The 11,894-nt window shown below is 74.3% G+C and carries 10 protein-coding genes and 1 tRNA gene; 8 read left to right on the top strand and 3 right to left on the bottom strand.

Going from position 1 to position 11,894, the window contains the following annotated elements; all coding sequences use genetic code 11:
• The first annotated feature begins 4 nt into the window (after positions 1–4).
• A complete protein-coding gene (locus ACFSCV_RS11875) occupies positions 5–793 on the top strand; it encodes an amino acid ABC transporter ATP-binding protein (protein ID WP_378799794.1) in 789 nt (262 codons plus the stop codon).
• Between the two features lie 33 nt (positions 794–826).
• Here the strand turns inward: ACFSCV_RS11875 and ACFSCV_RS11870 are convergent, their stop codons facing one another.
• From ACFSCV_RS11870 to tsaD, 3 genes are all read right to left on the bottom strand, one after another.
• A complete protein-coding gene (locus ACFSCV_RS11870; RefSeq protein WP_378799793.1) occupies positions 827–1,312 on the bottom strand; it encodes a GNAT family N-acetyltransferase in 486 nt (161 codons plus the stop codon).
• A gap of 116 nt (positions 1,313–1,428) precedes the next feature.
• Entirely contained in the window at positions 1,429–2,403 is a 975-nt protein-coding gene (locus ACFSCV_RS11865) for an NAD(P)H-dependent glycerol-3-phosphate dehydrogenase (RefSeq protein ID WP_378799792.1), read from the bottom strand.
• Entirely contained in the window at positions 2,400–3,455 is a 1,056-nt protein-coding gene (tsaD, locus tag ACFSCV_RS11860) for a tRNA (adenosine(37)-N6)-threonylcarbamoyltransferase complex transferase subunit TsaD (RefSeq protein WP_378799791.1), read from the bottom strand. Before tsaD ends, ACFSCV_RS11865 begins: the two co-directional genes overlap by 4 nt.
• Positions 3,456–3,637: 182 nt before the next feature.
• Here tsaD and hemC point away from each other — a divergent pair, with 182 nt between their 5' ends.
• The 7 genes from hemC (at position 3,638) to hrpB (ending at position 11,891) form a co-directional block, all read left to right on the top strand.
• Positions 3,638–4,567, top strand: coding sequence for a hydroxymethylbilane synthase (gene hemC, locus ACFSCV_RS11855; protein ID WP_378799790.1), 930 nt, complete (start codon positions 3,638–3,640; stop codon positions 4,565–4,567).
• Between the two features lie 11 nt (positions 4,568–4,578).
• Positions 4,579–5,328, top strand: a complete 750-nt coding sequence (locus ACFSCV_RS11850) for a uroporphyrinogen-III synthase (protein ID WP_378799789.1) — start codon at positions 4,579–4,581, stop codon at positions 5,326–5,328.
• Positions 5,329–5,388: 60 nt separating this feature from the next.
• Positions 5,389–6,963: a COG4223 family protein gene (locus tag ACFSCV_RS11845; protein ID WP_378799788.1), complete on the top strand. Its 1,575-nt coding sequence runs from the start codon at positions 5,389–5,391 to the stop codon at positions 6,961–6,963.
• A gap of 13 nt (positions 6,964–6,976) precedes the next feature.
• Positions 6,977–8,650: a heme biosynthesis protein HemY gene (locus ACFSCV_RS11840; RefSeq protein ID WP_378799787.1), complete on the top strand. Its 1,674-nt coding sequence runs from the start codon at positions 6,977–6,979 to the stop codon at positions 8,648–8,650.
• A 49-nt stretch (positions 8,651–8,699) separates the two neighbouring features.
• Positions 8,700–8,775, top strand: a tRNA-Thr gene (locus tag ACFSCV_RS11835).
• A 125-nt stretch (positions 8,776–8,900) separates the two neighbouring features.
• Positions 8,901–9,380, top strand: coding sequence for a tellurite resistance TerB family protein (locus tag ACFSCV_RS11830; RefSeq protein ID WP_378799786.1), 480 nt, complete (start codon positions 8,901–8,903; stop codon positions 9,378–9,380).
• Positions 9,381–9,425: 45 nt separating this feature from the next.
• Positions 9,426–11,891, top strand: coding sequence for an ATP-dependent helicase HrpB (gene hrpB, locus ACFSCV_RS11825; protein WP_378799785.1), 2,466 nt, complete (start codon positions 9,426–9,428; stop codon positions 11,889–11,891).
• Positions 11,892–11,894 lie beyond the last annotated feature (3 nt).

Genomic DNA, 11,894 nt, shown 5'->3' with positions numbered 1-11,894 from the left:
CGCAATGGGAGCCAACGCCCTGACCAGCCCAGCTTCGCCCGCGGCGCCCGGATGGACGCCGGACCAGCCGATCGTCAGCATCCGCGACGTGCGCAAGTCCTTCGGCGCGCTCGAAGTGCTGAAGGGCGTGTCGTTAGACGTCCGCAAGGGCGAGGTGGTCTGCGTCATCGGCCCGTCCGGCTCGGGCAAGTCGACGCTGATCCGCTGCGTCAACGCGCTGGTCGGCGTCGATTCCGGCTCGATCACGGTCGCCGGCCGCGAGGTCAACGACCCGAAGCTCGACAAGCTCGCGCTCCGGCGCACGGTCGGCATGGTGTTCCAGCAGTACAACCTGTTCCCGCACCGCACCGCGCTGCAGAACGTCATGATGGCGCCGGTGCAGGTGCTGAAGCAGGACAAGCGCGAGGTCGAGGCCCGCGCCCGCGCCCTGCTCGCCAAGGTGCGCCTGTCGGGCAAGGAGAACGCCTATCCCGGCGAGCTCTCCGGCGGCCAGCAGCAGCGCGTGGCGATCGCCCGCTCGCTCGCCATGCGGCCCGAGGTGATGCTGTTCGACGAGGTCACCGCGGCGCTCGACCCGGAGACGGTGAAGGAGGTGCTCGTCACCATCCGCGAGCTCGCGGAGGAGGGGATGACCTGCATCCTCGTCACCCACGAGATGGGCTTCGCCCGCTCGCTCGCCGACCACATCTACTTCACCGACCGCGGCGTGATCGTGGAGCACGGCCCCCCCGCCGAATTCTTCGCCGCCCCGAAGGACGAACGCACCCGCGCCTTCCTCGGCCAGATCCTCTGAGCCGAGGACGCCCCGTACGGGTGGAGGCCGGGCTCAGCGCAGGCGGGCCATGGCGTAGGCGTCAACGAAGGCGCCGTCGCGGAAGGTCGCGGCCTTGTGGGTGCCCTCGATCTCGAAGCCGAACTTTTTGTAAAGGGCGATCGCCCGTTCGTTGTCGGTGAACACCGTCATCTCCAGCCGGGTGACGTTCAGCCAGTTGTCGGCGGTGTCGATCATCGCCGCGAGGAGCTGCGAGCCGACGCCCTTGCCGGCGTGCTCCTCCCGCACGCCGATCCAGAACTCCGCCGCGTGGGAGCGGCGGCCGTAGAACGGGCGCAGCGCCGAGGCGCCCACGACGCGGCCGTCGATCTCGGCCGAGAGCAGCAGGTCGCGCGGCGACGTGGTCTCCAGCCAGCGCCTCACGGCCTCGAAGGACTCGTATGGCAGGGCGAGCGTCCAGTAGCGGAACGCGCGCTGGCTGACGATCTCGTAGATGTCGCTGACGTCTTCGGCCCGCATGGCCCGGATGATGGCGTCCATTCCTCCTCCGCGATGGTCGTGGGACTGGCAGAAGGGGCGACGTGCGGACGCCGCCCCCCAAGTCCTGAACGACGGAGGCCGCGGCCATCCGTAAAACCGCGTCATCCGGGGCGCGCTCAGGCCTCGGCCTTGAGCGGGCGGGCGAGCAGCTTCTCGATCGCCTCCGCGACGCTGACGCGTCCCGCGACCACCGCGGCGACGGCCCGCGAGATGGGCAGCTCGACACCATGGGCGTCGGCCAGCGCCACCAGCGCGCTCGCGGTCGCGGCGCCCTCGGCGAGCTTGGCCGGCGCCGGCTCGCCGCGGCCGAGCGCGCGGCCGAGCGCAAAGTTGCGGGACTTCGGGCTCGTCGCGGTCAGCACGAGGTCGCCGAGGCCGGACAGACCGGACAGCGTCTCGGGCCGCGCGCCGAGCGCCGCGCCTAGACGCGCGAGCTCCGCGAAGCCGCGTGCGATCAGCGCCGCCACCGCCGAGGCACCGAGGCCGCGGCCCTCGGCCGCGCCGGCCGCGATCGCGAGCACGTTCTTGGCCGCGCCGCCGAGCGCGACGCCGGTCATGTCCGTCGAGGTGTAGGGCCGGAAGCTGCGGGTCGCGAGCCGCGCCGCGAGCCGCGCCGCAAGCGTTTCGTCGGACGCCGCGAGCGTCACCGCGGTCGGCAGGCCGCGGACGACGTCGTCGGCGAAGCTCGGGCCCGACAGCAGCGCGAGCGCGACGCCCGGCAGCGCCTCGGCCAACACCTCGGGCGGCAGCGCGTTGGCCCCGCGCTCGACGCCCTTGGCGCAGGCGACGACCGCCGCGCCGGCCTTGAGCCGCGGCGCGAGTTCGGCCGCGACGGCGCGCAGCGTCTGCGTCGGCGTGACGAGCAGCACGATCTCGGCGCCGGCGACGGCGTCGAGCGCGGCCGTCGGCGTCACATGCGGGTTCAAGGGCGCGCCCGGCAGATAGCGGGCGTTCTCACGCGCCGCCGCGATCGTGGCCATGGCCGCGGCGTCGCGGCCGATCAGGGTGACGGGCGCCGCGGAGGCGTCCGCCGCCACGTTCGCGAGCGCGGTCCCCCAGGCGCCAGCGCCAACGACGGCGACGCCGCTCACGCCTTGGCTCCGGGCAGGGCGGCCGCGGCGTCGAGCGGCCAGCGCGGGCGCGGCGCGAAGTCCAGCGGATCGGCGAGGCCGAGCGCCAGACGCTCCGCGCCGGCCCAAGCGATCATGGCGCCGTTGTCGCCGCAGAGCGCGAGCGGCGGCGCGACCAGCCGCGCGCCGATCTGCTCCGCGAGGTTCTTCAGCGCCGCGCGGATCGGTCCGTTGGCGGCGACCCCGCCGGCCACCACCAGCGCCGTGGGCGCGCCGAAGCGCTCGGCGAAGGCGCGGACGCCGGCGCCGGCGCGGTCGGCCACCACGTCGACGATCGCCGCCTGGAACGCGGCGCAGAGGTCGTCGACGTCGCCTTCCGAAAGCGGCGCCGCGCGCTCCGCCTCGAGCCGCACGGCGGTCTTGAGGCCGGACAGCGAGAAGTTGGGCTCCGCCCGCCCGAACATCGGCCGCGGCAGGGAAAAGCGCGCGGGATCGCCGGCCGCGGCCCGGCTCTCCACGTGCGGGCCGCCGGGATAGCCGAGGCCCAGCATCTTCGCGACCTTGTCGAACGCCTCGCCGAGCGCGTCGTCGAGCGTGGTTCCGAGCCGGACGTAGCGGCCGACGCCGAGCACGGCGAGAAGCTGGGTGTGCCCGCCGGAGGCGAGCAGCAGCAGGTAGGGAAAGCCCACGCCGTCGGTCAGCCGCGCGGTCAGGGCGTGCGCTTCGAGATGGTTCACCGCGGAGAACGGCTTGCCCGCCGCCAGCGCCAGCGCCTTCGCCGCGGTGAGGCCGACAATGACGCCGCCGACAAGACCGGGCCCAGCGGCCGCCGCGACGCCGTCGAGATCGCTCAAGGCCACGCCGGCGTCGGCGAGCGCCTTCGCCGTGACGCCGTCGAGCGCGTCCACATGGGCGCGAGCGGCGATCTCCGGAACCACGCCGCCGAACGGCGCGTGCTCGTCGAGCTGCGCGCGCACCACGTTCGAAAGCACCACGCCGGGGCCTTCGCCCTCGCGGCGCACGACGGCGGCGGCGGTCTCGTCGCAGGTGGTCTCGATGCCGAGAACGAGCATGGGCTTCAGGCTTCGATTGCCCCGGACAGGCGGGGATTGCGGGATCGCGAGCGCAGGACTTAACGATTTAGGGAATTAACGAAAGGACGAATTCCTCACCCTGGGGGTTTACCCGCTCCGCGCCGCCCCTCAAAACAGGCCGCGTTTTCCCAATAGGCGTTCGAGGCGTCCCGGTTCCCGACATGGCTTCTTCCTTCCGCATCGGCACGCGCGGCAGCCCGCTCGCGCTCTGGCAGGCCAACCGCGTGCGCGACGACCTGGTCGCCGCGCACGGCCTTGCGCCGGAGGCGGTCGAGATCGTCAGCATCAAGACCACCGGCGACGCCATCCAGGACCGCCCGTTGAGCGAGGCCGGCGGCAAGGGTCTGTTCGTCAAGGAGATCGACGAGGCGCTGCTCGACGACCGCGTGGACCTCGCGGTGCATTCGGCGAAGGACCTGCCCACGGAGCTCGCGCCGGGAACGGCGCTTGCGGCGACGCTCGAGCGCGCCGACGTGCGCGACGTCCTCATCGGCGGCGCGGCGCCGACGCTCGACGCGCTGCCGGAAGGAGCGATCGTCGGCACCGCCTCGCTTCGGCGCGGCGCGCTGGCGCTCCGCCGGCGCCCGGATCTGAAGATCGTGCCGTTCCGCGGCAACGTTCAGACGCGGCTCGACAAGCTCGGCCGCGGCGAGGTGGCCGCCACCCTGCTCGCGCTCGCCGGCATCACGCGGCTTGGTCTCGCCCACCACGCGACCGAGATCCTCGACGAGGCGATCTTCCCGCCGGCGCTCGGGCAGGGCGCGATCGCGGTCACGGCGCGGGCCGCCGACGTCCGCGTCCGCGCCGCGCTGGCGCCGCTCGACCATTTCGCGACCGCGGCGGCGCTCGCCTGCGAACGCGCCTTCCTCGCCGTGCTCGACGGCTCCTGCCGCACGCCGATCGCGGGCCTCGCGCGGGTCGACGCCGGCGGCGGGCTCTCGTTCCGCGGGCTGGTGCTCTCCGGCGACGGCGCCCGGACAGTCGAGGGCGAGGGGGCGGGCTCGGCGGCCGACGCGGCGCTGATCGGCGCGGAGGTCGGGCGCGACGTGAAGGGGCGCACGCCGCCCGACCTGCTCGCGGCCTTCGGCTGAGGCGGACACCGATGGACGTTCTGGTTCTAAGGCCCGAACGCGCCGCGGCCCGCACCGCGGAGGCGCTCGACCGGCTCGGCTTCCGCGCCGTGCTCGCGCCGGTGCTGTCGATCGAGGCGATGGATTCGCCCATACCCGAAGGTCCGTTCGACGCTGTGCTCGCCACGAGCGCGAACGGCCTGCGCAAGCTGAGAAACCGGTCCGAGATCGCGGGCCTCGTCGAGGCTCCCCTGATCGCGGTCGGCGACCGCACCGCGGCGGCGGGCCGTGAGGCCGGATTCGCCGTCGTCCATGTCGCCGACGGCGACGGGCGGTCGCTGGTGGCCGAGGCGGTCGCGCGTTTTTCAGCGCCCGCGCGGTTCCTGCACGCGGCGGGCGCCGACCGGGCCTTCGACGTCGCGGGCGCGCTCGGGACGCATGGTCACAGGGTCGACGTGGTCGAGCTGTACCGCGCCGTCGCGGCGACGCGACTGCCGGAGCCGGCGATCGAGACGCTGCGCGCCGGGCGGCCCGCCGCTGTGCTGCACCATTCGCGGCGCATCGCCGAGACCTTCATCTCGCTCACGGAAGCGATCGGGCTCGGCGACGCCGTCCGCGCGCTGCCGCACGCCGCGCTCGCGCTGCGCGTCGCCGAACCTCTGCTGGCCGCGGGCTGCCCATCGGTCGCGGTCGCCGACCGTCCCGACGAGCCTGCTTTGCTCGCCGCGCTCGACCGATTGATCCGCGACGCCTCGCCTTCCGGCGCGGGGCGTTCTAAGTAGGGCGTCGAGCCTGCGCCGCGGCTCAGTCTTCGTCTTCCGCGACTCGAAGGAGCAGCCCCCATGGCCGATCCGAAAGGCCCCGAGCAGAAGACGGGATCGACCGGCTCTCCCGCCCGGCCGAAGTCGCCGACGCTCGACCTTTCCGCGACCGACGTGACGCCGAAGGAGGCTCCGAAGTCCGGGCCGTCGGCCGCTGCGAAGCCTGAGGACGCGAAGCCCGCGCCCAAGCCGGCCGAGTCGAAGCCGGCCGCCGCGCCCTCGACGGCCGCTGCGGCGTCTGTGGCCTCGACGGGCGCCGCCAGGACGACGCCGGTTTCCCCTGCGGCCGGCGGGACGGGAGCTTCCCCCTCGTCGACGTCGACCGCGCCGGCGGCGACAGGGTCCGCGCCGAAGCCGGGCGAGACCGGAGCGAAGCCTTCGTCAGGCCCCGCCGCCTCGGGCGCCGCCGCGCCGGGCGCGACGAGCGCTTCGTCCGCCGCCGCCAAGCCGACGTCCGGCCCTTCGACCACCTCTTCGGCTTCGTCCGCTTCGCAGTCGGCGAAGCCGTCCGCAGGCGTCACGTCTCCGTCGTCTGCGCCGAAGACCGAACCGGCGCCCGCAACTTCGGGCGGCGCGGGCGTCCTCGGTCTCGCTCTTGCGGGACTGATCGGCGCGGGCGTCGCCGTCGGCGCCGTCGCGCTGTTCGGGCGCGACCTGATCGGCGCGCCGCCGGCCGATAGCTCGCGGCTCGTCGCGACCGAGGCGAAGCTCGACGCGGTCGCGCGGGAACTCGCGGCGCTGCGGGAGCAGTCCGGCCAGCCGGCGCCGGCGGCGGACACCAGCGCCATCGACGCCAAGATCGACGAACTGACGAAGGCTGCGGCCGACCGTTCGCGGGCGCTGGAAGCGCAGCTTCAGGAGATCGCGAACCGATCCCCGGCCGTTCAGGTCGACACCGGCGCGGTCGACGCGCTCGGCAAGCGGATCGACACGATCGAGGGCAAGCTCGGCGACACCGCCTCGGCGCAGGCCCTGCAGCAGGTCGGGGCGCGCATCGACGGGATCGGCGCCGCCATCGAGCAGGCGCTGCGGCCGATCTCCGACAAGATCGGCGCGCTGGAGACCGAGCTGAAGGCCCGGCCGGTGGGCGATCCGGACGCCCGGCTCGTGGTGGCGCTCGGCGCTCTCGACCAGGCGCTCGCCGCCGGACGGCCGTTCGCGAACGAGCTCGCCGCGGCGAAGGCGGCCGGGGGCGGCGATCCGCTCGCTCCGCTGGACGCGACCGCGGCCGCCGGCGCGCCCACGCGCGCCGCGCTCGCGGCCGAACTGCGGGACGTCGTCGCCGCGCTCCCGCCCATCCGTCCGGCCGAAGGCGCGTCGGTGTTCGACCGTTTCCTCGCTAGCGCGGGATCGGTCGTGAAGGTCACGCCGGCCGAAGCGCCGGCCGGCTCTTCGCCCGCGGAGGTCCGTCTGCGAATCGTCGCGAAGGCCGCGAAGGGCGACCTCGCCGGGGCGCTCGCCGAGCGCGACGGGCTCGACGACGCCGCGAAATCGGCGACGGACGCATGGGCGGCCAAGGCCAAGGCCCGCCTCGACGCGGAAGCGGCGGTGGGCGACGCCCGATCCGCCGCGCTCTCCCGTCTCGGCTCGAACTGAGGGTCCGCCGACAATGATCCGCGTCCTGCTGTACCTCGCTCTGGTCGGCGTCTTCGCCTTCGCCGCCACATGGATCGTCGACCGGCCCGGCGAGATCGTGCTGACCTGGCAGGGCTACCGCCTGGAGACCAGCGTCGCCGTGGCCGCGGCCTTCATCGCGGTCGTGTCCGGCGCGACGGTGATCCTCTGGAACGTGATGCGCTGGATCCTGGCGGGGCCGGAGGCTTTCGCGCTGTTCCGGCGCAACCGGCGGCGCTCCAAGGGCTATCAGGCGATCGCCCGCGGCGTGGTCGCGGTCGGCACGGGCGACGCGCGCCTCGCCAACCGTGAAGCCTCCGAAGCGCGCAAGCTGCTCGGCAAGGAGCCGCTGACGCTGGTGCTCGCGGCGCAGGCGGCGCAGCTCTCCGGCGACCGCAACGGCGCCGAGGCCGCGTTCCGCGCCATGACCGACGCGCCGGAAACCCGCGCGCTCGGCCTGCGCGGCCTTTTCATCGAGGCTGAGCGCCGGGGAGACCGCGCCGCCGCCAAGCAGCTCGCCGAGGAGGCCGCCCGCCAGTCGCCGCAGACGCCGTGGGCGGCGCAGGCGCTGTTCGATTTCCAGTGCGCCGAGAGCGACTGGGCCGGCGCTCTGTCCACGCTCGAGCGCATGTCCGCGAACCGTCTGATCGAGAAGGCCGACGCCAAGCGCCGCCGGGCCGTGCTGCTGACGGCCCAGGCGACCGACGGCGCCGTGTCCGACCCGACCCTCGCGATCAAGCGGGCGCGCGAGGCGCATGGCCTTGCGCCCGACTTCGCGCCCGCCGCCGCGCTCGCCGGCCGGCTGCTCGCCGAGCAGGGCGAGCCGCGCAAGGCCTCCAAGATCGTCGAGGCGACGTGGAGCAAGGCGACCCATCCCGATCTCGCCGAGGTCTATGTCCATGTTCGGCCGGGCGATCCGGCGCGCGACAAGCTGAAGCGCGCCAAGGCGCTGTGCGAGCGGTCCGGCGACGATCCGGAGGGCCTGATCGCCGTGGCGAGGGCAGCTCTCGCGGCCCGCGAGTTCGATGTCGCGCGCGGCTCGCTCGACAAGTTGCTGGCGAAGCGCCCGACGGCGCGCGCCTGCCTGCTGATGGCTGAGCTCGAGGATCTGGAGCGCGGCGACGCCGGCGCGTCGCGCGAATGGCTCGCCCGAGCGCTGCGCGCGCCGCGCGATCCGATCTGGGTCGCGGACGGCGTGGCGAGCGAGATCTGGGCGCCGGTGTCGCCGGTGACGGGCCAGCTCGACGCTTTCGTCTGGAAGACGCCTGTCGAGGAGAGCAGGCCGAAGCTCGCGGCCGACGCCTGGCTCGAGCAGGCGCCCCGCGACGCGAACCTGCCGGTCGCGGTGTCCGCGCCGGCGTCGGTGCTGCCGCGCAGGATGCCGGAGCTCAAGGACGACGCGCCGGCCGCGCCGTCGCCCGCTCCTGCGGCGAAGACCGAGGCCAAGCCTGAACCGAAGCCCGAAGCCAAGGCGCCGCCCGCGCCGGAGCCCGCTCCGCTCGTCGCGCCGGCCAAGGTGGAGGTGATCGAGCCGCGCGCCGCGCCGCCGCGTCCGACCGCCGCGGTGTTCCCGCTGCCGCGTGCGCCCGACGATCCGGGACCGAACGCGGTCGAGCCTGTCGACGCGCCGGCCGCCCGCGCCTTTCCGGCGAACCGCCCGACGTACTGAGCGCGGCCGCCTTGCATTGCGGCGACGGTTTCGCTAGGACAGCGCCGTCGCCGCTTTAGCTCAGTTGGTAGAGCACATCATTCGTAATGATGGGGTCACGTGTTCGAGTCACGTAAGCGGCACCATCTCCTCGATCTGTGACGTTTTACCCGGCGGTGTTGCGCCGCGGCGCCTCGCGTCCGCGGGCCTTCGGCATATATCGGATGATAAGGCTCGCGCGTCGCGAGCCCCGATCCTGCCGTGGGCGCCCATGTTCGATTCCATCCGTTCCTTCATGGCCGAGCTCGCCGGCGCGGGCGACGAATTCGGGTCCCGCTTCGCGGCCTCCGACCCGCGTGTCGCGACCGCCGCGCTGCTTGTGCACCTGATCGACGTGGACGGCGTCGCGGAGCCGCACGAACGCGAGCGGCTCCACGACATCCTCAAGAGCCGCTTCGGTCTTTCCGACGCCGAGACCGACGAACTCATCGCCCTGGCGCGCCGGCGCGACGAGGAGTCGGTCGACCTCTACGCCTTCACCAGCGTCCTGAAACGTGCGCTCGACGGGCCGGGGCGGGCCGGCGTCGTGGAGATGATGTGGGAGCTGGTGTTCGCCGACGGCGCCGTGCATGAGCTTGAGGACAATGTGGTGTGGCGCGTCGCCGAGCTGCTGGGCGTCTCCACTCGCGAGCGGGTCGACCTGAAGCGCCGGATCGCGGCCCGCGCGCGCCCGCTGTCCGACGACTCCTGACGCCGGCTTGCGCGGCCCGCCGCGCGCGGGCATGGCAAGACGCGCATGACCTCTGATCGCCTGCCCATCGACGACGTGCTGCCGGAGCTGCTCGCGGCGCTGGAGCGGCGTTCGAGCGCCGTGCTGGCCGCGCCGCCCGGCGCCGGCAAGACCACGCGCGTGCCGCTCGCCCTGCTCGGCGCGCCGTGGCGAGGGGACGGCCGCATCCTCGTGCTGGAGCCGCGCCGCCTCGCCGCCCGCGCCGCGGCCGAGCGGATGGCCCGCACCTTGGGCGAATCGGTTGGCGAGACCGTCGGGCTTCGGGTCCGCCTCGGGTCGAAGGTCAGTTCCCGCACGCGCGTGGAGGTCGTCACCGACGGCGTCTTCGCGCGCATGATCGTCGACGATCCCGAGCTTTCGGGCGTCGCCGCGGTGCTGTTCGACGAGTTCCACGAGCGTTCGCTCGACGCCGATCTCGGCCTCGCGCTGGCGCTCGACGCGCAGGGCGGGCTTCGCGAGGATCTGCGGCTGGTGGTGATGTCGGCGACGCTCGACGGCGCGCGCGTCGCCGCGCTGATGGACGACGCGCCAGTGATCGCAAGCGAGGGCCGGTCGTTTCCGGTCGAGACCCGCCATCTGCCGCGCGATCCCCGGCGACGGATCGAGGACGCCGTCGCGGCGGCGGTGCGCCGCGCGCTCGCCGAGGAGCCCGGGGGCGTGCTGGTCTTCCTGCCGGGCCGCGGCGAGATTCGTCGGGTCGCCGAGCGGCTCGCGGAGGTGCAGCTCGGCCCGGAGGTGGAGGTCATCGAACTCCATGGCGGGCTCGATCCGCGCGCGCAGGACGAGGCGATCGCCCCCGCCGGTCCGGGACACCGCAAGGTCGTGCTCGCCACGTCGATCGCGGAGACCTCGCTGACGCTGGAAGGCGTGCGCGTCGTGGTCGATTCCGGCCTCGCCCGCGTGGCGGCGCACGACCCGGCGCTCGGGCTGACGCGGCTCGAGACGGTGCGGGTGTCGCGCGCCTCCGCGGACCAGCGGCGCGGCCGCGCGGGCCGGACCGAGCCGGGCGTCTGCTACCGGCTCTGGGAAGAGGCCGCGACGCAGAGCCTCGAGCCGTTCGCCCGGCCTGAAATCCTGGCGTCCGACCTCGCGAGCCTGCTGCTCGATCTCGCGGCCTGGGGCGTGACCGATCCGGCCGCGCTGCGGTTTCTCGACCGGCCGCCTGCGGCCGCGGTCGCCGAAGCGCGGGTCACGCTTCGCGCGCTCGGCGCGCTCGACGCCGACGGCCGGATCACGCCAGGCGGCCGGTCGCTGCGGCGGATCGCGCTGCCGCCGAGGCTTAGCGGACTGGTCGTCGACGCGGTCGCGACCGGCGACGGCGCGCTTGGCGCCGAGATCGCGCTGCTTGCGGTGGAGCGCGGCCTTGGCGGCGACAGCGCCGACATCGGCGCGCGCCTCGACCGCTTTCGGCGCGAACGCGGGCCGCGGGCCGAGGCGGCGCGCCGGCTGGCGGCGGGCTGGCTCGCGGCCGCGGGCGGACGCCCCGGCATGGTGGATCCTGCGCGGGCGGGCCTCGTGATCGCACGGGCGTTTCCGGACCGGATCGCCAAGTCGCGCGACCGGAACGGGGCCTTCCTGCTCGCGAACGGGCGCGGCGCGGCGGTCGACCCGGCGGACCCGCTGTCTCGCGCGTCCTATCTCGCCGTCGTCGATCTCACCGGCGTCGCGCAGGAAGGCCGCATCCTGCTCGCCGCGGCGCTCGACGAGGCCGCGGTGGCGGAAGCCGCAGGCGGCGCGATCGAGAGCCGCGTCGACGTCGCCTTCTCGGCCGAGGCGATGGCCGTGCGCGGCCGAGCACGGCGGCGGCTGGGCGCGCTGACGCTCAGCGAGGCGCCGACCCCGGTGTCGCCCGGTCCGGAGACCGCGTCAGCGCTGGCCCGAGGCGTCGCCGAGGTTGGGCTCGACCGGCTGCCCTGGACCCCGCCGATGCGTGCGCTGATCGAACGCGTCCGTTTCCTGCGCCGCGTCGAGCCCGACGGCGGCTGGCCCGATCTGTCGGACGCCGCGCTGTCGGCTTCGGTGGAGGAGTGGCTCGCGCCCTTCCTTTTCCGCGCGACGGCGCTTCGCGACATCGGCGAAGGCGACCTCGCGGCTGCGCTCGACGCCCTGACGCCATACGCCCTGAGGCGCAGGCTCGACGCCGAAGCGCCGACCCATTTCGACGCGCCGTCCGGCTCCCGGCTGCCAATCGACTACGCCGGAGAGGACGGGCCTGCGCTTGACGTGCGGGTGCAGGAGCTGTTCGGGGTCACCCGGCACCCCGCGGTCGCCGGCGGCCGGGCGCCGCTGGTGCTGCGGCTGCTGTCGCCCGCGCACCGCCCAATACAGGTGACGCGCGACCTGCCGGCGTTCTGGGCGGGCTCGTGGCGCGACGTGCGTTCCGAGATGCGCGGCCGCTACCCGAAGCACGTCTGGCCGGAGGACCCGGCGTCCGCCGCGGCCACGAGCCGCGCCAAGCCGCGCGGAACGTGAGGC

It is taken from the genome of Methylopila henanensis (assembly GCF_042681025.1).
In the GTDB taxonomy this organism is placed as follows: domain Bacteria; phylum Pseudomonadota; class Alphaproteobacteria; order Rhizobiales; family Methylopilaceae; genus Methylopila; species Methylopila henanensis.
The sequence above is the reverse complement of the archived record's forward strand: the minus strand, read 5'-3'. Positions and strand labels throughout refer to the sequence as shown.

Coding starts and splice junctions, on each gene's coding strand:
- ACFSCV_RS11845 (WP_378799788.1), top strand. CDS start 5,389: ATGGCCGATCCGAAAGGCCCCGAGCAGAAGACGGGATCGACCGGCTCT.
- ACFSCV_RS11830 (WP_378799786.1), top strand. CDS start 8,901: ATGTTCGATTCCATCCGTTCCTTCATGGCCGAGCTCGCCGGCGCGGGC.
- hemC (WP_378799790.1), top strand. CDS start 3,638: ATGGCTTCTTCCTTCCGCATCGGCACGCGCGGCAGCCCGCTCGCGCTC.
- hrpB (WP_378799785.1), top strand. CDS start 9,426: ATGACCTCTGATCGCCTGCCCATCGACGACGTGCTGCCGGAGCTGCTC.
- ACFSCV_RS11850 (WP_378799789.1), top strand. CDS start 4,579: ATGGACGTTCTGGTTCTAAGGCCCGAACGCGCCGCGGCCCGCACCGCG.
- ACFSCV_RS11840 (WP_378799787.1), top strand. CDS start 6,977: ATGATCCGCGTCCTGCTGTACCTCGCTCTGGTCGGCGTCTTCGCCTTC.
- ACFSCV_RS11875 (WP_378799794.1), top strand. CDS start 5: ATGGGAGCCAACGCCCTGACCAGCCCAGCTTCGCCCGCGGCGCCCGGA.
- ACFSCV_RS11870 (WP_378799793.1), bottom strand. CDS start 1,312: ATGGACGCCATCATCCGGGCCATGCGGGCCGAAGACGTCAGCGACATC.
- tsaD (WP_378799791.1), bottom strand. CDS start 3,455: ATGCTCGTTCTCGGCATCGAGACCACCTGCGACGAGACCGCCGCCGCC.